16 protein-coding genes, 1 tRNA gene and 1 pseudogene are annotated in these 23,140 nt (G+C 58.9%); 3 read left to right on the forward strand and 15 right to left on the reverse strand.

Translation table 11 applies throughout. From position 1 onward, the window contains the following. Window positions 1–205: 205 nt before the first annotated feature. The 3 genes from AC07OG_RS22325 to ptsP are packed head-to-tail and all read right to left on the reverse strand — an operon-like array spanning window position 206 to window position 5,759. On the reverse strand, window positions 206–1,945 hold the full coding sequence (locus tag AC07OG_RS22325; protein WP_218425550.1) for a PTS fructose-like transporter subunit IIB: 1,740 nt from the start codon (window positions 1,943–1,945) through the stop codon (window positions 206–208). Between the two features lie 11 nt (window positions 1,946–1,956). Next, window positions 1,957–2,898: a 1-phosphofructokinase gene (gene pfkB, locus AC07OG_RS22330; protein ID WP_495068125.1), complete on the reverse strand. Its 942-nt coding sequence runs from the start codon at window positions 2,896–2,898 to the stop codon at window positions 1,957–1,959. Beyond that, complete coding sequence (gene ptsP / locus AC07OG_RS22335; RefSeq protein ID WP_495068126.1) at window positions 2,898–5,759, reverse strand: phosphoenolpyruvate--protein phosphotransferase; 2,862 nt, start codon at window positions 5,757–5,759, stop codon at window positions 2,898–2,900. Before ptsP ends, pfkB begins: the two co-directional genes overlap by 1 nt. A 289-nt stretch (window positions 5,760–6,048) precedes the next feature. Here ptsP and cra point away from each other — a divergent pair, with 289 nt between their 5' ends. Further along, the gene (gene cra / locus AC07OG_RS22340; protein ID WP_495068127.1) at window positions 6,049–7,044 is read left to right on the forward strand and encodes a catabolite repressor/activator; all 996 of its coding nucleotides are present in this window, start codon (window positions 6,049–6,051) and stop codon (window positions 7,042–7,044) included. Window positions 7,045–7,047: 3 nt separating this feature from the next. Continuing rightward, window positions 7,048–7,824: a TatD family hydrolase gene (locus tag AC07OG_RS22345; protein ID WP_495068128.1), complete on the forward strand. Its 777-nt coding sequence runs from the start codon at window positions 7,048–7,050 to the stop codon at window positions 7,822–7,824. Window positions 7,825–7,860: 36 nt separating this feature from the next. Here the strand turns inward: AC07OG_RS22345 and AC07OG_RS22350 are convergent, their stop codons facing one another. The 4 genes and pseudogenes from AC07OG_RS22350 to ampD form a co-directional block, all read right to left on the reverse strand. Further along, on the reverse strand, window positions 7,861–8,790 hold the full coding sequence (locus tag AC07OG_RS22350) for a methyl-accepting chemotaxis protein (RefSeq protein WP_495068156.1): 930 nt from the start codon (window positions 8,788–8,790) through the stop codon (window positions 7,861–7,863). After that, window positions 8,767–9,858 (reverse strand): annotated as a pseudogene (locus tag AC07OG_RS22355) (methyl-accepting chemotaxis protein); the annotation flags it as partial. The gene AC07OG_RS22350 and the pseudogene AC07OG_RS22355, both read right to left, overlap by 24 nt. A 206-nt stretch (window positions 9,859–10,064) precedes the next feature. Beyond that, window positions 10,065–10,901 carry a regulatory signaling modulator protein AmpE gene (ampE, locus tag AC07OG_RS22360; RefSeq protein ID WP_060541209.1) on the reverse strand — a complete coding sequence of 279 codons (837 nt, stop codon included), beginning with the start codon at window positions 10,899–10,901 and terminating at the stop codon, window positions 10,065–10,067. Beyond that, window positions 10,898–11,458, reverse strand: coding sequence for a 1,6-anhydro-N-acetylmuramyl-L-alanine amidase AmpD (gene ampD, locus AC07OG_RS22365; protein WP_060541208.1), 561 nt, complete (start codon window positions 11,456–11,458; stop codon window positions 10,898–10,900). Before ampD ends, ampE begins: the two co-directional genes overlap by 4 nt. Window positions 11,459–11,695: 237 nt before the next feature. Here ampD and nadC point away from each other — a divergent pair, with 237 nt between their 5' ends. Continuing rightward, entirely contained in the window at window positions 11,696–12,544 is an 849-nt protein-coding gene (nadC, locus tag AC07OG_RS22370) for a carboxylating nicotinate-nucleotide diphosphorylase (protein WP_060541207.1), read from the forward strand. A gap of 122 nt (window positions 12,545–12,666) precedes the next feature. Here nadC and AC07OG_RS22375 read toward each other — a convergent pair whose 3' ends face one another. From AC07OG_RS22375 to infB, 8 genes are all read right to left on the reverse strand, one after another. Further along, on the reverse strand, window positions 12,667–12,972 hold the full coding sequence (locus AC07OG_RS22375; RefSeq protein WP_060541206.1) for a DUF6388 family protein: 306 nt from the start codon (window positions 12,970–12,972) through the stop codon (window positions 12,667–12,669). Between the two features lie 317 nt (window positions 12,973–13,289). Then, window positions 13,290–15,959, reverse strand: a complete 2,670-nt coding sequence (locus tag AC07OG_RS22380; RefSeq protein ID WP_495068129.1) for a bifunctional diguanylate cyclase/phosphodiesterase — start codon at window positions 15,957–15,959, stop codon at window positions 13,290–13,292. Window positions 15,960–16,200: 241 nt separating this feature from the next. Beyond that, window positions 16,201–16,276: transfer RNA gene (locus AC07OG_RS22385), tRNA-Thr, on the reverse strand. A gap of 138 nt (window positions 16,277–16,414) precedes the next feature. After that, window positions 16,415–18,520 (reverse strand): polyribonucleotide nucleotidyltransferase, encoded by a 2,106-nt coding sequence (gene pnp, locus AC07OG_RS22390; protein WP_007915263.1) that lies wholly within the window; start codon window positions 18,518–18,520, stop codon window positions 16,415–16,417. Between the two features lie 194 nt (window positions 18,521–18,714). After that, a complete protein-coding gene (gene rpsO / locus AC07OG_RS22395; RefSeq protein WP_011332409.1) occupies window positions 18,715–18,984 on the reverse strand; it encodes a 30S ribosomal protein S15 in 270 nt (89 codons plus the stop codon). A gap of 142 nt (window positions 18,985–19,126) precedes the next feature. Then, on the reverse strand, window positions 19,127–20,044 hold the full coding sequence (gene truB, locus AC07OG_RS22400) for a tRNA pseudouridine(55) synthase TruB (RefSeq protein WP_060541204.1): 918 nt from the start codon (window positions 20,042–20,044) through the stop codon (window positions 19,127–19,129). A 3-nt stretch (window positions 20,045–20,047) separates the two neighbouring features. Next, on the reverse strand, window positions 20,048–20,449 hold the full coding sequence (gene rbfA / locus AC07OG_RS22405) for a 30S ribosome-binding factor RbfA (RefSeq protein WP_060541203.1): 402 nt from the start codon (window positions 20,447–20,449) through the stop codon (window positions 20,048–20,050). Window positions 20,450–20,608: 159 nt separating this feature from the next. Further along, entirely contained in the window at window positions 20,609–23,140 is a 2,532-nt protein-coding gene (gene infB, locus AC07OG_RS22410) for a translation initiation factor IF-2 (protein ID WP_060541202.1), read from the reverse strand.

The following is a 23,140-nucleotide window of genomic DNA, read 5'->3' on the forward strand; positions in this document are numbered from 1 at the left end:
TCACCCTAACCCTCTCCCACTGGGAGAGGGGACTGACCGTGGGCTTCTCTGGAAATACTGCGACCTGAGCGTGCTGTGCCGAATCCATAATCGACACGATCTCTCAGGTCGATGCATAGCGCCAGACAACTCGGTCGGCCCCCTCTCCCTCTGGGAGAGGGCTGGGGTGAGGGGGTGCTTTTGAATCCGCAACAGGGCTTGTGGATCAGGCGCTGACGGGCACTACGCTCAACTCCACCACCTCAGGCCGCTTGACCAGCGCATACACCACCGCCGTCAACAGGCTCCCGGCCACGATCGCCAACAGATACAACAGCGCATGGTTGATCGCATTCGGAATCGCCAGCACGAACAATCCACCGTGGGGCGCCATCAGCTTGCAGCCGAAATACATCGACAACGCACCGGTCAACGCGCCACCGGCAACACTCGCCGGAATCACCCGCAGCGGGTCTTTGGCGGCAAACGGAATTGCCCCTTCGGAGATGAAGCACAACCCCAGTACGAACGCCGCTTTACCGGCCTCGCGCTCGGTCTGGGCGAACTTGCGCCGGGCAATGAAGGTGGCGATACCCAGGCCGATCGGTGGCACCATGCCGGCGGCCATGGTCGCGGCCATCGGTGCGTAACTCTGCGACGCCAGCAAGCCGACCGAGAACGCATACGCCGCCTTGTTGATCGGCCCGCCAAGATCGACGCACATCATCGCGCCCAACAGCACACCGAGCAAAATGGCGTTGGTGGTGCCCATGCTGTCGAGAAACTGCGTGAGTGCACCGAGCATCCCCGCCACCGGTTTGCCGACCACATAAATCATCACCAGTCCGGTGAACAGGCTGGCCAGCAACGGGATGATCAGAATCGGTTTCAGCGCTTCAAGGCTCTGCGGCAGCCGCGCATATTTGTTGATCGCTTTGGCCGCATAGCCGGCGAGAAAACCGGCGACAATCCCGCCAATGAAACCGGCGCCCAGGGTACTGGCGAGCAAACCACCGATCATGCCCGGCGCGAGGCCCGGACGATCGGCGATCGAGTAAGCGATGTAACCCGCCAGCAACGGCACCATCAACTTGAACGCGGTGTCGCCGCCAATCTGCATCAATGCCGCCGCCAACGTGCCCTCTTCTTTGAAGGCGGTGATGCCGAACACAAACGACAGGGCGATCATCAGACCGCCGGCCACCACCATCGGCAACATGAACGACACGCCGGTCAACAGGTGTTTATAGACGCCCGTCTTCTCTTGCTTGGTCGGCCCTTGGGAACTGTTCGAAACGCTTTCCCGCTTGCCTTCAGCCAAGGCTTTTTTCAGCGTCGCTTCGGCATTCTTGAGCGCGATGCCGGTACCGCAACGGTAGATCTTCTTGCCCGCGAATCGCTCGGTGGCGACCTCGATGTCCGCCGCCAGCAACACCACATCGGCCTCGGCGATCGCCTCCGCGCTCAGTGGATTACGCGCACCGACCGAGCCCTGGGTTTCCACTTGCAGGTCATAGCCCAGGCGCTTGGCCGCCTGCTGCAGGGCTTCGGCGGCCATGAAGGTGTGAGCGACGCCGGTCGGGCATGCCGTAACCGCAACCAGTCGCGGAGCATTGTGCGCAACGGCTACCGGCTCGGCGACGACTTCGGCAGGCGTGTACACCTGAGCCTCCTGCGCGCCCCGTCGCAACACCGCTTCAACGTCTTGCAGGGCCTGGGCCGGAGCACTCTGGAACACCCGCTTACCGACGAATCGAGACATATCCACTGGCGCGCTGGTGACCAGCAACACCCACTCGGCGCCTTCGAGGGTAGCAGCCGACATTTGACGCTCAGGGTGGGCGGGATCACTGATTTCGACACTGGTGCTCCAGCCCTGACGCTGGGCCGCCGCATCGAGCAAGCGGGCGCACAGCACACTGGTGACCATGCCGTTGGGGCAGGCCGTAACGATGGCTAACTTCATGACAAACCCTCTTATTGTTCTGTCAGGGCACGCACGCGTACACCCTGTTCGAGCCGCGCCAGCTGCGCGGCATCGCCAATGCCGAAACCGATCTGGGTGACGGCCAGCGCGGCAATCGCCGTGGCCGTGCGCAGGGTTTGCTCAGGCGTATCGGCACTGAGCAAACCGTGGAGCATCCCCGCCAGCAACGAATCGCCGGCGCCCACCGTACTGGCGACGCCGACCTTGGGAGGAGTGGCATGCAAGGCCGCGCCCACACTGAACCAGTTCACGCCGTCGGCACCGTGGGAGATCACCACATGCCTGATGCCTTGGGCGTGCAAACGCTCAGCCGCGTCGGCCTGGGCGGCGACCGAAACCACCCCGTACCCCAGGACCTCGGCCAGCTCTTCGCTATTGGGTTTGACCAGCCACGGACCCGCCTTGATTCCGGCACGCAATGCTTCGCCGCTGGTGTCGAGGGCGACCTTCAAACCCAGTTCCTTCAAGCGCCCAATCAACGCCTGCAGCCACTGGGCGCTGACGCCTTGCGGCAGGCTGCCGGCGACGACAACCGCATCAGCCCCGGGCGCAATCTGCTCAAGTCGATCAAGCAACGCCTGTTGCGCGGCTTCACTGACCCGCGGCCCCAGACCGTTTATATCGGTGATGCGTCCATCGCTTTCCGCCAGCTTGATGTTGGTACGGGTTTCACCGGGAACGCGGATGAAGGCATCGATAAAACCGCGTCTGGCAAACAGGGTTTCGAACGCTTGCAGGTTGTCCACGCCGAGGAAACCGCTGACGGTCACCTGATGCCCAAGGTCGGCAAGCACCTGGGCCACGTTCACCCCTTTGCCGGCGGCGTGAGTGTGCATGGCGTCGCTGCGGTTGACCTGACCGGGCTCCAGGCGCGGTAACTGAACCGTGAGGTCGAGTGCCGGGTTGAGGGTCAGGGTGAGAATCCGGGCCATTACAGAGCCTCCACTAATGCGCGCACTTCGTTGGCGCTGCCCACGGCTAGAGCCTGCTGGGCAAGCACTTGTGTACGGGCAAGGCTGAGTTCGCGAATCCGCGCCTTGACCTCGGCGATGCTGCGCGCGGATACACTGAGTTCATCCACCCCCAGCCCGACCAGTACCGGCACTGCCAGCGGGTCGGCCGCCAGCTCACCGCACACACCGACCCACTTGCCGTTGGCATGGGCTGCGCGCACGGTGATGTCGATCAGTTGCAACACCGCCGGATGAAGCCCGTCGGCCTGGGCCGAGAGCGTCGGATGACCGCGATCGATGGCCAAGGTGTATTGCGTCAGGTCATTGGTGCCGATACTGAAAAAGTCGACTTCCCTGGCCAGGACTGGCGCCAGCAGCGCTGCAGACGGCACTTCAATCATAATCCCCAACTGCAGGTCGGCGACCGGGATTTCCTTGCGCAAGCGTTCGGTCATGTCCCGGGCCTGGCGCCACTCGTCCATGCTGCCGACCATGGGGAACATAATGCGCAGGGGCCGGTTGTCGGCGGCCCGCAGCAGCGCGCGCAGTTGCACCTCCATGATCTGCGGACGCTGCAGGGTCAGGCGAATGCCACGCACGCCGAGGAACGGGTTTTCCTCCTTGCCGATCGGCCAGTACGGCAGCGGCTTGTCGCCACCGACGTCAAGTGTACGCACCACCAGCGGCCGCCCGGCCAGGCCATCGAGGACACGCCGGTACTCGGCTTCCTGGGTCGCTTCGTCCGGCGCTTGCGGGTGGGCCATGAAAATCAGTTCTGTACGCAGCAGGCCGATGCCTTCGGCGCCCTGCTCGACGGCGCCGATAACCCCGGCGCTTTCACCGAGGTTGGCGAACACTTCGACACCATGGCCGTCGCTCGTCAGCGCTGGTTGATGACGTTGTGCGGCGGCCGCCTGCAGGCGTTGATCGCGACTGTCGCGCTCGGCGATTGCGCGCTGCAAGGTCGCCGCATCGGCATCGACGTGCAGACGACCGCGCTGGCCATCGAGCAGCAACGGTGTGCCTGGCGCCAGCAACAGCACGGCGGCACCGGCGCCGACCAATGCAGGAATCCCCAACGCTCGGGCGACGATCGCGCTGTGCGCCGTGGCGCCACCCCGTGCAGTCAGGATGCCGGCCACGCGAGCCGGGTCAAGCCGTGCAACGTCAGACGGGCCGACTTCGTCCATCACCAGAATATACGGCTGATCCGGTTCACTCGGAGTTTCGATGCCACTGAGTTGCGCCAGTACACGACGCCCTATGTCGCGCAGATCCGCGGCGCGCTCGGCAAGCAAGGCGTCCTGCAAGGCTTCCTGTTGCCTGGCCGCCGCTTCGATGACCGACATCCACGCCGCTTGCGCGCTTTCGCCCTGTTTGAGACGGGTGTCGACCTCATCGGTCAGCTCCGGGTCGTCGAGCATTTCCTGGTGAGTGACGAAGATCTCGCGAATGGCCTTGGCCTTGCTGCGCTCGATCAAACCCTGAATATCCTGGCGCACCTGCTCCAAAGCTTGCTTGAGTCGCTCGCGCTCAATCGCGGCTGACTCTCCGCGCAGCGGATAGTCGATGGCTTGCAGCACCTGAATATGCGCCGGACCGATGGCGATCCCCGGTGCTGCGGCGATGGCCTGGATCTGGCTACCCGACGCCGGGGCCAGCAGCACTTCGGCGAAGTCGGCGACGGTTTCGCGCTGCTGACTCACCGGCGGCAACGGTTCGACTTCTTCACCGAGGCCATTTTCGATTGCCGCCATCAAGGCGGGCAAGGCATCGACAGCGATACTCGGCTCAGCGATCAACTCCAGCACCTGGCCGCGACGGGCGCCGAGGCTGAGCAGCTTGCTCAAACTCTTCACCGACACCGCACTGTCCTGGCCATCGACGATGCGCACGCGAATTTCGCCAGTAAAACCTTTCGCCAGTTGCGCGAGAATTTTCGCCGGGCGGGCGTGCAGACCATGGGCGTTGGCCAGCGCAATGCGCGCACTCGGCCAGTCTGCGGGCAGCTCGCCACCGAGGACTTCCAGCACCTGGCGGCGGGTGGTGGCGCGCCCCAATTCGTTGCCGCGCCCTTCAATCAACAGCGCGCACAGGCGTTCAAGCAATGCCTGATGGGCTTCGCCGAGGCTGGCCAGGCAGAACAACCCGTTCAGCGGCTGCCCGAGGTAACGCAATGGTTTATCCGGCGTAACGAAGGCCAGGCCGGGGCGTTTCACCGTTTGTTCGCTGTGCAGCCACCACAAGCCATCACCCAGAGGCAGCGCTTCGACCTGCTGCAACACGGCAGAGAAACCGTTGCTCACGCAATCGGCTTGACGCAACAGGCGCGCGCCACGCCAGACCAGTTCTTCGAAATCTTCGGCCGGCACACCCAGGCCGATCATTTGTGCATCCAGCGCCAATTCCTGCGGTGCGCCTTGCAGCAGTTTCAGCAGCGCTTGCGCAGAACCGGCACGGCGCAGAGCCTGGCCCAGGTCGGTCTCGCCAAGGGCGCGAGTGAGCAATTGCAGCAGGCGCAGATGCTCGTCGGATTTGGCGGCAATGCCGATTGCCAGATAGACGATGTGGCCGTCGCCCCAGTCCACGCCTTCGGGAAACTGCATCAAGCGCACGCCGGTGGTGAACACCTGATCGCGGGTTTGCGGGGTACCGTGGGGGATGGCAATACCTTGACCGAGAAAGGTCGAGCCCTGGGCTTCCCGCGCTTGCAGCCCGGCGAGATACCCTTCGTCCACCAGGCCGTCAGCGACCAGGTGACTGGCCAGCAGTTGCAATGCAGCGGACTTATCCACAGCCGACTGGCCCATGGATATCTGCTCAATAGTGAGCTCGAGCATGCTTTCTCCTTTTTGGCCCCTTGGGGCGCCAGGTATTGTTTTGAGTGAATCAGCCTTGGCGTTTTTGCCAACTCTTCTGGCGGTTGCACGGGCAGAACCGACAAAAGGGATAAACCCCTAAAATACGCTTGCTGAAACGTTTAATCTATAATGAATGGCACGTTACTCGATAATGATCCATCCTTGAAGTCCTACTTGTCGGCTGCGTTACGACAAGGTTCGTCTGCCTGAATCGGGTAGGATTGACGAAAATGTCGAGGCAAGCTCGAAAAAACAAGGAAACAGCGGGTTGAAACTCAGTGATATTGCCCAGTTGGCCGGTGTGTCCGTTACCACCGCCAGCTATGTCATCAATGGCAAAGCCGAACAGCAGCGGATCAGTAGCGCCACGGTCGAACGTGTCCGCGCGGTCGTCGAACAACATGGCTTCACACCTAATCCCCAGGCCGCCGGCTTACGTAGCCGGCATACGCGTACATTGGGTTTCATTCTGCCGGATCTGGAAAACCCCAGTTACGCACGTATCGCCAAATTGCTTGAGCAAGGTGCGCGAGCACGGGGTTATCAGCTGTTGATCGCCAGCTCCGACGACGCGCCGGACAGCGAACTGCAGTTACTCAAACTGTTCCGCGCACGCCGCTGCGATGCGCTGATCGTCGCCAGTTGCCTGCCGGCAAGCGACGACAGTTATCGCCAATTGCAAGCCAAGGGCATGCCGATCATTGCCATCGACCGGGTCATGGAGCCCGAGCATTTCTGCTCGGTGATCAGCGACGACCGCGAAGCCAGCCTGCAACTGACTCGCAGCCTGCTGGAGCCATTACCCAAGCAGATCGTGCTCATTGGTGCCCGCCCCGACCTGAGCATCAGCCAGGAACGCGCCGCCGGTTTCAAGCAAGCTCTCAATGGCTTCAAAGGGGACGTGCTGATCGAAGAAGGCGAGTCCTTCAGCCGTGAGTGCGGCAAGCAATTGATGGAAGATTTGTTGCGGCGCCTGGGGCATTTGCCCGAGGCGTTGATCACTACATCCTACGTATTGCTCCAGGGCGTGTTCGATGCCCTGCATGACTTCCCGCTGAAAAACCGCCCGCTGCGTCTCGGCACTTTCGGCGACACTCAGTTGCTGGACTTCCTGCCCCTGCCGGTCAACGCCATGGCCCAGCAACACCAACTGATCGCTGACAAGGCGCTGGCCCTGGCCCTGGCGGCGATCGAACAGTCCGATTACCAACCCGGTGTACAAGCCATCGCGCGAACCTTCAAACAGCGTATTCGCCAGGAATGAATCGTGGAGCTGATCGACACCCACACCCATCTGGATTTCCCGGACTTCGACGCTGATCGTCAGGCGTTGCTGAGCGCCAGTCGCGCCCTCGGGGTGCGGCGAATCGTGGTTCTGGGGGTTTATCAGGGCAATTGGCAGCGGGTCTGGGAGCTGGTGCAGAGCGATCCCGACCTGCACGCTGCCTTCGGTCTGCACCCGGTGTACCTGAACGAGCATCGCCCTGAGGACTTGAGCGAACTCGGCGCCTGGCTGACGCGCCTGGCCGGCCATCGGCAATTGTGTGCGGTCGGCGAGATCGGCCTGGACTACTTCATCGAAACCCTGGACCGCGAACGCCAGCAAGGGCTGTTCGATGCGCAAATGCAACTGGCGAATGACTTCAACCTTCCGGCCTTGATCCACGTGCGGCGCAGCCATGCGGCGGTGATTGCCACGCTCAAACGCTTTCGCCTGAAACGCGCCGGGATCATCCATGCGTTTGCCGGCAGCAAGGAAGAAGCCCGCGAGTACATCAAGCTTGGCTTCAAGCTCGGCCTTGGCGGTGCCGCGACCTGGCCCCAGGCGCTGCGCATGCATCGCGTGCTGGCCGAGCTGCCGCTGGAGTCGGTAGTGCTGGAAACCGATTCACCAGACATGGCGCCCGCCATGTTCCCCGGGCAACGCAACAGCCCGGAGCATTTGCCGGCGATTTGCGAGGCGCTGGCTCAAATCATGGCGATCTCACCAGAGCAGCTCGCGGCGGCCAGTACCGCCAATGCACGCGAGCTGTTCAACTGGTAAGCACTGACAAAAAAACCTTGTGAACAAGGGTGTGCTTCAGACCCGGAACGCACTGATCAATTGCTTCAACTCCACCACCTGAGCCGACAATGCACGGCTGGCGTCCTCGGTGTGGTGTGCACCTTCGGCGGTTCGCTCGCCGGCCCGGTTGATTTCGACAATGTTCTGGTCGATGTCGTGAGCCACGGCAGTCTGCTGCTCCACCGCAGCGGCGATTTGCTGGTTCTGGTCAACGATCATGCCGACCGCACCGAGAATGTTTTCCAGCGCTCGCTGGACCTTTTCCGACTGCCCGACCGTACCACTGGCCATCTCATGACTGATGCCCATGGCCTTCACTGCCGCGCCGACACCGCTGTGGAGCTTGACGATCATCTGCTCGATTTCTTCGGTCGACTGCTGGGTGCGCTTGGCCAGAGTCCGGACCTCGTCCGCCACCACTGCGAAACCACGGCCCTGCTCACCGGCCCTGGCGGCTTCAATCGCGGCGTTGAGCGCCAGCAGGTTGGTCTGCTCGGCGATGCTCTTGATCACTTCCAGCACGCGACTGATCGACTGGCTGTCACTGGCCAGTTGATTGATCACCTGCACCGATTGATCGATTTCGCTGGCCAGGGCGGCAATGCTGCCCTGCTGGGATTGCACCAGGCCACGGCCACTGATGGTTTCGTCGTTGACGCTGTGGGCACTGCTCACCGCAGCGGCGGCACTGCGCGCCACCTCCAGGGAAGTGGCCGACATCTGGTTCATGGCAGTCGCCACTTGCTCGATCTGCGTGCGCTGGCCGGCGACGGCCTGGTTGCTCTGGGCCGAGACATTTTCTACTTGTCCGGCCTGGCGCTCGACTTCTGTGACGGTCTGCCCTACCCGTTCGATCAGGTCATGGATTTTCTTCACGGTGCCGTTGAACACCTCGCCCAACTCACCCAGTTCGTCCCGGCTGTCGGCGCTGAAGGTTGCGGTCATGTCGCCCGCAGCCACCTTGTCCATCACTGCCCCCAGACGCTTGAGCGTGGTGCGGGTCGAGGCATAGAAGCCACCGTAAAGGTAAAAGATCAGCACGAAGACGACGGACAGCGCCACGGCTTGCAGAATCATGTGCGTACGGTTCTGATCCAGCCGTTGTTGCAGCTGAGGACCGAGAAACTTCAGCACTGCTTCATTGAGTTGGTAGGTCTGGTCCATCAGGGCGCTGGCCTGATCATAAAACCCCTGCCAAGGCGCATCCAGGGTGTCAGCCATCACCACCTGCTCCTCGAACAGCTCGCTGGCCTTTTTCAAGGACGCCCGGCTGCTTTCGGCCTGAGCGGCCAACGCATCGCGCGCGGCGGCGCTGGAGCCAAGGGAGTCCTGCAACTTCAGGCCGTACTCAGCCTGAAGCTTTTCTATTTGCGCCAGCAATTCATCGAATCGGGTACTCGATGCCGAGTTGAGGAAACCCTGTCCCATCGAATAAGACCCCATCGCCCGGCCTTCGCCGATCATCTGGGTGACACGAGGGGTGACCAGGGTCACCAGTTCGCTCAGCTGGCGCATATCGCTCTGGTTGTCGCGACTCAGGCCGGCCTGGCTGGTGATGACCTGGCTGAAAATCTGCGCGCTGCCTACCAGTTTGCCGATGAGCGCACTTTTGCTTTGCAGGGAGCTTTCTGTTTGCTGGGCCTTGAATGCGGCGATCATTTCATCGCGCTTGCCATCGAACGCCGCGATCTGCTCCGGGTCGGTGGTCGTCGCCGCCAGACCTTGCAGACGGGCCAGAATGTTTTGTTCCAAGGGGCTGATTTTCGATTCGACATTGCCGCCTTTGCCGGACTGGCCAAGGATGACATTGATTTGCACCAGATTGTTCAGGGTTTCCAGATCGCGGCGTAGCGTCAGGCTGCTGCCCAACAGATCGAGGCTCTGCAGTTCGACCCGCGTGCCCTGGAATTCGCGATAAGAGTCGCGCACCAGATAAAAGTTGGTCACCAGCATCGGCACCAGGAACAGCACGCTGATCAGGCTGAACTTCATGCCGAAGCTCAGGCGGTTCATCAGCGCGACAGCGGGATAGAGCAAGCTCTTCACTGGATGTCTCCGTTTCAATTTATTATTTTTATTGGCAGGCGCAGATCGCCAGCAGATCGCCACTATTGAGCGCTGTCTCTGTATATATTAAATCGGCAGGAAGTTTTGTAACTTAAGGTTAACGGCAAGATCGTCCGATGGCCGGGGCTGCCAACGGACGATCTTTCACGTTATCAGTGCAGGACAGTCCACAACGCAAACCCCGCATACCAGAGCACTGCGGCACGCAGCAGCAACTCCCAGATCCGGTCGAGGTTGTGGATGCCCTCTGGCCCGACTATCGGCGCCGGGATTTCCCCCGCCACCAGCCCGACTTTTTCGATCAACTGCGCGGCGCTGATGTTCCAGTTCAGCAGCTCACTGAGCATTACCCGACTGACCGCGACAAAATTGCCCACCAGGGCAAGGCTCGCCGCCAGCAGGCGCACCGGCACCCAATCAAACGCATGACGCAGTTGAGCTGCGCGCTCGACCACCGCCGGATTCGTCCCGTGCTCCTCAGCCAGAGCCAGCAGCCGATAGCTCAATGCCGCGACCGGCCCCAGCAGGAAATACCAGAAAATCACTGCGAAAAAGCTCTGGTAAGCCTCCCACAGCAAATGCCCCTGGACTCGCTCCAGCAGTTGCTCGCCATCGTCGGCACAGATACCCAGGTCGCGGTCTGCCACATGGGCTGCCGCCTGCAGATCTTCACGGCGCCAGGCATCCCGGAACGGCCCCAGTCCCGCCAGAAGATCACCACGCCCCAAACTGTAAATCACCACCAGCAAGTGGATCGGCAGCACCAGCAAGCCGTAGGCCACCGGCTCCAGCACCACCAGCAACAAAGCCAGCAGCGCCACGGGCGCCAATACCAGCACCGCCAGTACCAGCCAGGGCCGCTGTGCAAGGCGCGGGTTTGATTCAAGCTTGTTCAGTTCGCGTATCCAGCCGCCGTCGCGCTGTACCTGATGGCGCATAGCCGAAAACTTTTCGATCCACACGGCCAACAGCAAAACCAGAAAACTCATTGTCCTTCCTCTTGTGCCAGGGCGGCACGGTAGCGTGCCCAATCAAACGCCGGCCCTGGATCGGTCTTGCGCCCAGGTGCAATATCGCTGTGCCCGCAGATGCGCTGAGCGGTGATTGCCTTGAAGACGTGTTGCAGTTGCCGGGTCAAGGCAGTCAACGCCCCGTACTGCGCGTCGGTGTACGGCAGATCATCAGTGCCTTCAAGCTCGATGCCTACGGAAAAATCGTTACAGGTTTCCCGCCCTTCGAAACTGGAAATGCCCGCATGCCACGCGCGCTCCAGGCAGGAAACAAATTGTGTGACGCCGCCGTCACGCTCGATCAGAAAATGCGCCGACACCCGCAGGTCGGCAATTCCCTCAAAATAGGGGTGCTCGGTGACGTCCAGACGATTCTGGAAAAATTCCTGCACCTTGCCAGTGGCAAACTGCGCTGGCGGCAAGCTGATGTTGTGGATCACCAGCAGGGAAATTTCACCCGAGGGGCGCTCATTGAAGTTGGGTGACGGGCATATATGCGCGCCCTGACACCAACCGCTCACGGGGTCCAACTGCATACCGGTTCCTGCAATGTCGACTGTGTAGGCCCCAGTATGCCGCGATAGACCCTCCGGGCGCGATCACTTGCCACGATTGAAGCGCTGGAGATTATCGATCGCCGACGCCACCGGGTCAGGGTCGATCATCGGGATTGGAGCCAATACAGTTGCCAGATCGAGAGGAATACCTGCGACGCCTTGGGTTGGCCCATCGCATGGCCCTATAATCGAGCCACTTTGTTTGTGGAGTCCGTTATGCCGAATCTACGTCTCGCCGATCTGACCGTCGAAATCGAAGCCAACGTGCGCCGTGCGTTGCTCGAGGATATCGGCAGCGGCGACATCACCGCACAGTTGATCCCGGCCGAACGCCTGGCCAAAGCCACCATCATTACCCGCGACGCTGCCGTCATCTGCGGTACAGCCTGGGTTGATACGGTGTTTCGGCAACTGGACCCACGAGTGGCGGTGCATTGGCAGGTAGCCGATGGCGAACGGGTCATCCCCAATCAGGTGCTCTTCCACCTGGAAGGCCCTGCGCGCTCACTGCTGACCGGTGAGCGCAGCGCGCTCAACTTCCTGCAAATGCTCTCCGGCGTGGCCACCCGCGCGCAGTACCTGGCGGACTTCGTGGCCCAGACCCAGGTCAAGCTGCTCGACACGCGCAAAACCTTGCCGGGGCTGCGTCTGGCGCAAAAGTACGCGGTGACCTGCGGTGGTTGCCACAACCACCGCATCGGCCTGTATGACGCCTTCCTGATCAAGGAAAACCATATCGCCGCCTGCGGAGGGATCCCTCAGGCCATTGCTGCCGCGCACAAGATCGCCCCGGGCAAGCCGGTGGAGATTGAAGTCGAAAGCCTGGGTGAGCTCAAAGAAGCACTGGCAGCTGGCGCCGACATCATCATGCTCGACGAGTTGAGTCTGGATGACATGCGCGAAGCCGTACGCCTGAACGCCGGCAAGGCCAAGCTGGAAGCCAGTGGCGGGATCAACGAAAGCACGTTGCTGCCCATTGCACAGACCGGGGTGGACTACATTTCGATCGGCGCGATGACCAAGGATGTGAAGGCGGTCGATCTGTCGATGCGATTGAGTATCTGATCACTCGTGCTGCAGGAGCGAGCGTGCTCGCGATGGTCGTTAACGATTACGCGGGTTTACTGGTTAAACGTGGCGCTCTCGGGTCCATCGCGAGCATGCTCGCTCCTACAGTTCAACGATGCTCAAACCACCAGATTGTTCATCTCGCAGTACTCTTCCCAGTCGACACCCAAGACTTCGGCCGCCTCTTTGTGCAGCGCCAGACGGGCAGCCTCGAACTCCTCCGGACTCGAGGTGTACTTGAGGCTCAACTCCCACGGCTGCAAACCCTGGGCTTCGGCTTCATCCTCGAACGCCCACTGAATCTGGTCTTTCTGATCATCCGGACTCAAGTCCTTGATCTCTTCCTTCAATTCGGGCACATCCAGCACGTACTTCTTGAGGGCTTCTTCGTGTCTGGCTTCTTGGGTCATCTGTTTAACGGTCATGGCGTTCTCGCTGATCTGGGAATGGAAGATGGATCTGGATCTTCAAGGATCTCTCTTGACGCAAAAACCGGCTTAGGCCCGGTTTATCTGGCCTTCAGAACCATTCTGGATCATTGGAAAACTGCTGGGCGGAGCTCAGGCAGGCTCCGAATATAGGACGTTTGGCAGAGGATTTATATGCATCTTCACATCAAATCTGCAAAAAATATGTATGCAGGAGGTTCGACAGGCACGGGGAAGCGCGATGACCACTCAACCGCCTGATGGCCACTGCCCATCAGGCTTCCAATCGAACGGTACTGAGCGTGGAGCCGTTTTCATAGGCTCCAACCCTCTCGGTATTGGCAAATAAACGCTGCGACTTGTTCTGCCGGCATCGGTCTGGCAATCAGGTAACCCTGTATCTCGTCGCAGCCCAACTGCTGCAAGTAGTCCAGCGTTGCTTGATCCTCGACGCCCTCGGCTATTGTGTGGAGGTTAAGTGCATGCGCCATCTGAATGATCGCGCGTACGATTGATTGGTCATTGACGTTTTGACATAAGTCTTTCACGAATACCTTGTCGATCTTCAGCTTATCTATGTCGAAGCGCTTTAAATAGGCCAAGCTTGAGTACCCTGTGCCAAAATCATCCACAGATACCACCACGCCAAGCTGTTGGAGTCGTCGCACCGTGGAAAGTACATGTTCGGTATTACGAATAAGCACCGACTCCGTAAGCTCAAGTTCAAGGTAATAGGGGTTGAACTCATATTCGTTCAAGGCGCGGCGAATTGTATCTTCGATATCACCGTGACTGAATTGTACAGTCGAAAGGTTTACTGCAATGCGTATAGGAGGAACCCCTGCCCTACGCCACTCCTGCCCCTGACGGCAACATTCGCGCACGACCCAATCGCCGATCGGCACAATAAGACCACTTTGCTCTGCAATCGGAACAAACATCTCAGGGAGAATTATGCCTTTTTCAGGATGCCGCCAGCGCAATAAAGCCTCCACCCCTGAAACAAGACCGCTTTGAAGGTCAACCTGGGGTTGATAATGCAGTTCAAACTCTCCGACTTCCAGCGCTTTGCGTAATCCGACCTCCATACGGATAAAGTCGGCCGCTTCGTGATCAAGTCGCTCATCAAAAAAACAAATCGAGTTTTTGCCACCACCTTTAGCACGAGTCATCGCGGCAGTGGCATTGCGCAAAACCTTATCGAAAGTTTCACCGTCCTCGGGAAACCGGGCCACGCCCATCGTCGCCGAGGTATATATGTCTTCTTGGTTAACGTCCATGACATCAGCCAAGCGGAGTTTAACATCGTGCAAGAGCCTCTGTATTTTCGCTAATCCACCCACTCCATTGAGAAGCAGGAAAAACTCATCGCTATCCTGATGACTTACAGTGTCTGATTCATGCACACAACCGCTCAGGCGTTTAGCGACAATACGCAGCACTGCATCTCCCGCTGCATGCCCAAGCGATTCGTTGATGGTTGTGAAGTTGTTCAATTTAAGCGCAACGAATACCAGCCTGAGACGCTGCCCCTCCCTGTCATTCATCGCTTGCTCGAAACGGTCCTGTAGCAGCGACCGGTTCGGCAAACCGGTCAATGCATCCCGCGTAGCAAAAAACTCGGCTTTTGCCTCTGCCTCTTTGCGCTTGGTTATATCCATCGCCATCGTCAGATAGCCGGTGATGACACCATGCTCATCACGCAACGGTGCCTGGGTAACGCTGAAATGATCGCACTGTCTGTCCCGATAAGAGCGAACGACCTCGCGATCTACAATGGTTTCGCCTGCGAATACTTCCTGACGAACGTATTCCATCTCTTTAGCCATGTCAGGAAGTACACGCTCAAGCCTTTGCCCGACCAGTTCGCTAGCTGGCCACCCTAGAAGTTTTTCTGCGGCTTCATTCGCCAGGGTTATAACGCCAACAGTATCTCGCGTCATTACAGCAATAGGCGACTCTTCGATAATGGTCTGACTGAATCGATATTCAGCGTCCCTGGCTTTATAGGCCTCTTGTTCAGCACTTATGGCATTGAGCTGTTTCACCCACGCGCGATAAGTCAGACACCAGAGCAGTACCGTAATCAATGCAAACAGAATAACGAAGCCAATAATCAGGTTCCGCTCAGTAACCCAAGGTGCGAGATAAGCCTCCAACCCTACGCCTACGAGAACGCAAATCGGATACTTGTCCATACAGCGGTATCCGTATGAACGCAGAACTCCATCTTGCGGTGCAACGTTTACAAATTTTCCTGAAAGTCGAGAAGTGCGCCGCGCGACGATCATTGGCGCATCTTTGCGAATAATTAGCGGCTCTCCAGGCGTAACCACACCTGAAGGGTAGCGGATTACGAAACGCCAGCTGTTGTCATTAAATATGGAGAACGAGTCAGACGCACCGCTGGAAATTTTGGCAAAGCGGTCATTAAGCGTACTGATCGGCAGCACGAGGGTAACAATACCGGCAAACGCCCCTTGCTGCGTACGAATTGCCCTGGCAAAAATAATATCCCAAGTTTGGGTTATACGACCAACCATAGGGTCGCTTATTACCATGCCCGCTTCGGGATCATCACGCAAACGCTGGAAATAATCACGATCGCTAGCAAAATTCTGTGAGCGCCCTTCTGCCCCGAAAACAACTTGGCCATCTGCGTTCACCACCCGCATGCCTACCATGGAAGAGAGCACAAACAGATGCTGCCTGAGCACCGGTTCAACGAACTCCGGGCGTAGCTCCCCGATCGTATATTGACGCTCGATTTCACTCGCCACCGCAGTCAAAGTGCGATCGATATTCTCGAACTGGCTGTTAAAATCCGAAAAGAGAAGTAGCGACAGGTTGTCAGCCTGGATGGAGACTTTCGTCTCGTATTGCTCACGTGTCGTACTCAACCACTCCCATGCCCCCGCCCAAACGATGAGATTGAGCAACAACAAACCTGGCAAAAGCAACGCACTGGTACGATTTATGCTCATAACTTGCTACCAGTCATTTTTACCGTTGGCTGAGCTGCTTCAAGCCCTTGAGCAAAGCAGACACTCGCTTTTTATATACTGAAAGCCTGAGGCTAGCAGGAGTTGGAGGCCAGAGCTGAGTTTCCCGGTAAAAGCGCAGGTCATTTACCAGATCAAGTGGTTAGCCTGCCTCTGCCGCAGATTCGCGGAGGCAATGTGGGTTGGCGCTTATTGTGGTTTGGGTAATGCATGACATCGAAAATGGTGCCCGAGACAGGAATCGAACCTGCGACCTTCGCGTTACGAGTGCGCTGCTCTACCGGCTGAGCTACACGGGCGGTGGGCTAAACCTAGCACCGGTCCCGGGCGCCGGCAACTTTGAGACAGATCTTTGCTTTTATGACAGGCAAAAAAAGACCCCGCAGTTTTCACTGCGGGGCCTTTTTTATAACGTTGAAGCAATCAAGCAGGGCTGATTAAACGCCCGAAGCCTTGGCTGCTGCTACGTCCTTGATGGACAGCTTGATACGGCCGCGGTTGTCCACGTCCAGTACCAGTACTTCCACTTCCTGACCTTCTTTGAGGATGTCGGTCACTTTCTCTACGCGAGCGTCGCTCAGCATGGAGATGTGTACCAGACCGTCCTTGCCCGGCAGGATGTTGACGAACGCGCCGAAGTCGACGATGCGCTCAACTTTACCAACGTAGATCTTGCCGATCTCGGCTTCAGCGGTGATACCCAGAACGCGCTGACGTGCAGCTTCAGCCGCTTCCTTGGTTTCGCCGAAGATCTTGATCGAACCGTCGTCTTCGATGTCGATCGAAGCCTTGGTTTCTTCACAGATCGCACGAATGGTCGCGCCGCCTTTACCGATGACATCACGGATTTTGTCGGTGTCGATCTTCATCGCGATCATGGTCGGAGCGTTGGCCGACAGTTCGGTACGCGACTGGCCAATGATCTGGTTCATCTGGCCGAGGATGTTCAGGCGCGCTTCCAGGGCTTGGCCCAGAGCGATTTCCATGATCTCTTCGGTGATGCCCTTGATCTTGATGTCCATCTGCAGCGCGGTAACACCTTTGGCGGTACCGGCTACCTTGAAGTCCATGTCGCCCAGGTGGTCTTCGTCACCCAGGATGTCGGTCAGGACGGCGAATTTCTCGCCTTCTTTAACCAGACCCATGGCGATACCGGCAACTGGCGCCTTCATCGGTACACCAGCGTCCATCAGGGCCAGGGAAGCGCCGCAAACGGAAGCCATCGAGCTCGAGCCGTTGGATTCGGTGATTTCCGAAACCACGCGGATGGTGTACGGGAACACGTCAGCGGCAGGCAGCATGGCCGAAACCGAACGACGGGCCAGACGGCCGTGACCGATTTCACGACGACCAGCACCACCCATGCGACCACACTCGCCTACCGAGAACGGAGGGAAGTTGTAGTGCAGCATGAACGGGTCTTTTTTCTCGCCTTCCAGGGTGTCCAGCAGTTGTGCGTCACGGGCGGTGCCCAGAGTCGCGACTACCAGAGCCTGGGTTTCGCCACGGGTGAACAGAGCCGAACCGTGGGTCTTGGGCAGAACACCAACTTCGATGTTCAGTGGACGTACGGTCTTGGTGTCGCGGCCGTCGATACGTGGCTTGCCGTTTACGATGTTTTCGCGAACGGTGCGGTATTCGATTTCGCCGAAAGCAGCTTTGACTTCGCTGGACGAAGGCTGGCCTTCTTCACCGGACAGCTTGGCAACGACCTGATCCTTCAACTCGCCCAGGCGAGCGTAACGGTCGGCCTTGACGGTGATGGTGTAAGCCTGGGAGATCGCTTCGCCGAACTCGGCACGGATAGCGCCCAGCAGTTCGGTGGCTTCTGGCGCAGGAGCCCAGGTCCAGGTTGGCTTGGCAGCTTCGGCAGCCAGTTCTTTGACAGCGTTGATCACAACCTGGAACTCGTCGTGAGCAAACAGTACTGCGCCCAGCATCTGGTCTTCGGTCAGCTCTTTGGCTTCCGATTCAACCATCAACACGGCGTCGGAGGTACCGGCAACAACCATGTCCAGGCTCGAAGCAGCTTGCTGCTCGTAAGTCGGGTTCAGCAGGTAGCCGGTGCTTTCGTGGAAAGCAACGCGAGCGGCGCCGATCGGGCCATCGAAAGGAATGCCGGAGATCGCCAGGGCAGCCGAGGTACCGATCATCGCAGCGATGTCCGGATCGGTCTTCTTGCTGGTGGAAACGACGGTGCAGACAACCTGCACTTCGTTCATGAAGCCTTCAGGGAACAGCGGACGGATCGGGCGGTCGATCAGTCGGGAAGTCAGGGTTTCTTTTTCGGAAGGACGGCCTTCACGCTTGAAGAAACCGCCCGGGATCTTACCGGCAGCGTAAGTCTTTTCCTGGTAGTGAACAGACAGAGGGAAGAAGCCCTTGCCTGGATCGGCTTGTTTTGCACCGACTACGGTCACCAATACGCTGACGTCGTCGTCAACGGTGACCAATACTGCGCCGGATGCCTGACGGGCGATACGGCCGGTCTCGAGGGTAACGGTCGACTGACCGAACTGGAATTTTTTGATTACCGGGTTCACGGTGTCCTACCTTCTTTGTGGCTCTTGGGGGAACTGGTTTCTTGCGAAATTCTTGGGCAATGTCGGGAATCGGCCCAACGCCTGTCCAGGGTAAAACGTATATCCAGATAAAACTTGAGGCTGGGAGCCTGCCATGCGCCAGCGGGAAACCCACTGACGCACGACAGACAACCAACCTCTAGCGCAATCGCTTATTAGCGACGCAGACCCAGGCGAGCGATCAGAGCGCTGTAACGGCTCACGTCCTTGCCTTTCAGGTAGTCCAGCAGCTTACGACGCTGGTTTACCATGCGGATCAGACCACGACGGGAGTGGTGGTCTTTACCGTTGGCCTTGAAGTGACCTTGCAGTTTGTTGATGTTGGCGGTCAGCAGTGCAACTTGCACTTCTGGCGAACCAGTGTCACCAACAGCTTGCTGGTAGTCAGCAACGATTTGAGCTTTTTCTTGAACGTCGAGAGCCATGAGGCAATCCTTTTATCAGGAAACTGTTTCAGAAAAACAGTTTCAACAGGCCAGGGACAAATCCCTGTATCTAAAAAAGAGTAGTGACCGTGCCTGTTGACAGCCACCCTCGCCAGCCTGCTTTGACACAGACTGGTTTCGGTCACTCTGACCGAATCAAACGACGCGGCGCGATGCGCCCGTCTTCGCTCACTTCACCGATCCCGATGAAGCGACCATTGTGATCCTGTACCCGTACCATGCCGAACTTCGGTGCTTCCGGGGCACGTACCGGCTGGCCGTTGAGCCAGTAGAACGCGCTCGCTTCCGAGAACTGCAACAGTGGCCAGTCGAGCAGGCCGCTGTCCGATGGCATCAGAAAGCGATCGACCGCTTCGTTGCCGCCTTCGGCATGTACCGCTTCGAGCTCTTCGAGGGTAACCGTCTGCGCCAGGGTGAAAGGCCCGGCCTGGGTACGTCGCAGTTCTGCAACGTAAGCGCCACAACCGAGTTGCTCACCGATATCCTCCACCAGGGTGCGGATATAGGTACCTTTGGTGCAATCCACTGCCAGCCGCGCAGTATCACCTTCGAAGGCCAGTAATTCCAAGCGCGTAATAGTAACAGAACGCGGTTCGCGCTCCACTACTTCACCTGCACGAGCCAGCTTGTACAGCGGCTGACCGTCACGCTTGAGGGCAGAGTACATCGGCGGTATCTGACTGATTTGCCCACGAAATTTCGGCAGCACAGCCTCGATATCGGGGCGACCAACGGTCACCGGCCGCTCCTGCAAAACCTCACCCTCGGCATCCGCCGTGGTGGTGGTCTTGCCCAATTGCGCCAGTGTTTCGTAACCCTTGTCGGAATCGAGCAAGTACTGCGAGAACTTGGTGGCCTCGCCGAAGCACAGCGGCAACACGCCGGTGGCCAAGGGGTCGAGACTGCCGGTGTGGCCGGCCTTCTCGGCGTTGAGCAACCAGCGGACCTTCTGCAGGGCCGCGTTGGAGGTGAACCCCAACGGCTTGTCGAGCAGGATGATGCCGCTGACGTTACGACGGATACGTTTGACCTGAGCCACCGGTTACTCCTTGGTGTCTTCGGCTTCTGCCGCAACCGGATGCTGATTGTCTTCAGCCACTGCACGCTCGATCAAGGCCGACAGGTGCGCGCCACGCACGACGCTTTCGTCGTAGTGGAAGTGCAACTGCGGAACGCTGCGCAGCTTCATTTCTCGGGCCAACTGCATGCGCAGGAAACCGGCGGCAGAGTTCAGCACCTTGATGCTTTGAGCGATTTCTTCGCTGCTGTCCTGGCCCATCACAGTGATGAAAATCTTCGCGTGACCAACGTCACGGCTGACTTCCACTGCGGTAATGGTGACCAGGCCAACGCGCGGGTCTTTGACTTCACGACGGATCAACTGTGCCAGCTCGCGCTGCATCTGATCGCCGATTCGTTGGGTACGGCTGTATTCTTTTGCCATGTCTTGTTACCTGTTACTGCCCCACGGTGAAACCCGTGTGGTCTGAAAGCGGCAAACGCCCGGCCTGACAAAAGCCAGACCGGGCGTTGCGTTTAGAGTCCGACTGATGCGCCGTGCATTTGCATGCGGCTGCCCATCACGGCTCTTGAAGTGCGCGAGTTAGAGGCTGCGAGCAACCTGAACCTTCTCGAAGACTTCGATCTTGTCACCGACCTTGACGTCGTTGTAGCTCTTCACGCCGATACCGCATTCCATGCCGGCACGTACTTCGGAAGCGTCATCCTTGAAGCGGCGCAGGGATTCCAGCTCGCCTTCGAAGATAACGATGTCTTCACGCAGTACACGGATCGGACGGTTACGGTGAACAGTACCTTCAACCACCATGCAACCGGCGATCGCACCAAACTTCGGCGAACGGAACACGTCACGCACTTCGGCGATGCCCAGGATGTTCTCGCGAACGTCGCTGCCGAGCATGCCGGTCAGGGCTTTCTTGACGTCTTCGATGATGTCGTAGATCACGTTGTAGTAACGCATATCCAGACCTTCCTGCTCGACGATCTTGCGAGCACCGGCATCGGCACGCACGTTGAAGCCAAACAGTACAGCGTTGGAAGCCAGTGCCAGGTTGGCGTCGGACTCGGTGATACCACCGACACCGCCACCGACCACTCGTACTTGCACTTCGTCGTTGCCCAGGCCGTTCAGGGCACCGTTCAACGCTTCCAGCGAACCACGGACGTCGGATTTGAGGACGATGTTGAGCGTCTTCTTCTCTTCCTGACCCATGTTTTCGAAGATGTTTTCCAGCTTGCCGGCGTGAGCACGGGCCAGCTTGACTTCGCGGAACTTGCCTTGACGGAACAGAGCCACTTCACGGGCTTTCTTCTCGTCGGCAACCACGCTCATCTCGTCGCCTGCGTCTGGAGTACCGTCCAGGCCGAGAATCTCGACAGGGATGGCCGGACCGGCTTCCTTGATTGGCTTGCCGTTCTCGTCGAGCATGGCACGTACACGGCCGTAGTTCGAACCGACCAGGACCATGTCGCCCTGGCGCAGGGTACCGTCTTGAACCAGAACGGTAGCCACCGGGCCACGGCCCTTGTCGAGGCGGGACTCAACCACAACACCACGGCCAGGAGCCGATGGAGTAGCGGTCAGTTCCAGAACCTCGGCTTGCAACAGAACGGCTTCGAGCAGTTCGTCGACGCCAGTACCCATCTTCGCCGAAACCGGTACGAATGGAGTGTCACCACCCCACTCTTCCGACGTCACGCCGTGAACCGACAGCTCACTGCGGATGCGGTCGAGGTCAGCGCCCGGCTTGTCGATCTTGTTCACTGCGACAACCAGCGGAACGCCAGCAGCCTTGGCGTGCTGAACGGCTTCGATGGTCTGAGGCATCACGCCGTCGTCCGCCGCAACCACCAGGATCACGATGTCGGTCGCCTTGGCACCACGGGCACGCATTGCGGTAAACGCGGCGTGACCAGGGGTGTCGAGGAACGTCACCATGCCACGGTCGGTTTCAACGTGGTAGGCACCGATGTGCTGGGTGATACCACCGGCTTCGCCAGCAGCAACCTTGGCACGACGGATGTAGTCGAGCAGGGAAGTCTTACCGTGGTCAACGTGGCCCATTACGGTCACGACCGGCGCACGGGAAACTGCCTCGCCTTCAAACTTCAGGGACTCGGCCAGGGAATCTTCCAGGGCGGTGTCGCTGACCAGGGTCACTTTGTGGCCCAGCTCTTCGGCAACCAGCTGGGCAGTTTCCTGGTCCAGTACCTGGTTGATGGTCGCTGGGGTACCCAGTTTGAACATGAACTTGATGATTTCAGCAGCCTTGACCGACATCTGCTGAGCGAGATCGCCAACAGTGATGGTCTCGCCGATCTTCACTTCACGCACGACAGGGCCGGTTGGGCTCTGGAAACCGTGGGCGTTGCGCTTCTTCAGCTTGGCCTTGCCGCGACCACCACGACGGAAGCCATCGCTTTCTTCGTCGGTAGTACGTGGGGCAACACGTGGTGCTGGCGCCTTCTCTTTGACCGATGCGCGATGCGGAGCGTTTTTACGCTCGCCATCACCACCGCCACTGCGACGATTGCTGTCGTCTGCACGAGGCTTGTCCGGACGGCGCTGTTCGTTCTGCTTGTTACGAACGTCAGCAGACGGTGCTGGAGCAGCGGCGACTACCGGTGCGCTTTCACGTACTGGTTCGGCAACTGCAGCAGGAGCTGCAACGGCGTCGTTAGTAGCGTTTTGCGCAGCAGCAGGCTGGCGACGCGCTTCTTCTTCGGCGCGGCGCTTGGCTTCTTCTTCAGCCTTCTGGCGTGCAGCATTTTCTACTGCGCGACGTTCATCCAGTTCGCGCTTGCGCTCGGCTTCGATTTCTTCCGGGCTGCGTTGTACGAAGACTTTCTTCTTGCGTACTTCAACGCTGATGCTTTTGCTGCCAGCAACACGCAGGGTGCTGGTGGTTTTACGCTGCAGCGTAATCTTGCGTGGTTCTTCCACTTTCGCCTTGTGGCTGCTTTTCAAGTGAGTCAGCAACGATTGCTTCTCACTGTCAGTCACATTTTCTTCGGCGGCGGTGTGCGGCAGACCTGCCTCACGCATCTGCTGCAACAGGCGCTCTACCGGTGTTTTGACCTCATCGGCCAGTTGTTTCACCGTGACTTGCGTCAT

The sequence above is a fragment of the Pseudomonas sp. GW821-FHT09H03 genome (assembly GCF_059415945.1).

Coding starts and splice junctions, on each gene's coding strand:
- rbfA (WP_060541203.1), bottom strand. CDS start 20,449: ATGGCAAAAGAATACAGCCGTACCCAACGAATCGGCGATCAGATGCAG.
- AC07OG_RS22380 (WP_495068129.1), bottom strand. CDS start 15,959: ATGAGCATAAATCGTACCAGTGCGTTGCTTTTGCCAGGTTTGTTGTTG.
- AC07OG_RS22325 (WP_218425550.1), bottom strand. CDS start 1,945: ATGAAGTTAGCCATCGTTACGGCCTGCCCCAACGGCATGGTCACCAGT.
- rpsO (WP_011332409.1), bottom strand. CDS start 18,984: ATGGCTCTCGACGTTCAAGAAAAAGCTCAAATCGTTGCTGACTACCAG.
- nadC (WP_060541207.1), top strand. CDS start 11,696: ATGCCGAATCTACGTCTCGCCGATCTGACCGTCGAAATCGAAGCCAAC.
- ampE (WP_060541209.1), bottom strand. CDS start 10,901: ATGAGTTTTCTGGTTTTGCTGTTGGCCGTGTGGATCGAAAAGTTTTCG.
- AC07OG_RS22375 (WP_060541206.1), bottom strand. CDS start 12,972: ATGACCGTTAAACAGATGACCCAAGAAGCCAGACACGAAGAAGCCCTC.
- pfkB (WP_495068125.1), bottom strand. CDS start 2,898: ATGGCCCGGATTCTCACCCTGACCCTCAACCCGGCACTCGACCTCACG.
- ampD (WP_060541208.1), bottom strand. CDS start 11,458: ATGCAGTTGGACCCCGTGAGCGGTTGGTGTCAGGGCGCGCATATATGC.
- infB (WP_060541202.1), bottom strand. CDS start 23,140: ATGACGCAAGTCACGGTGAAACAACTGGCCGATGAGGTCAAAACACCG.
- ptsP (WP_495068126.1), bottom strand. CDS start 5,759: ATGCTCGAGCTCACTATTGAGCAGATATCCATGGGCCAGTCGGCTGTG.
- AC07OG_RS22350 (WP_495068156.1), bottom strand. CDS start 8,790: ATGACCGCAACCTTCAGCGCCGACAGCCGGGACGAACTGGGTGAGTTG.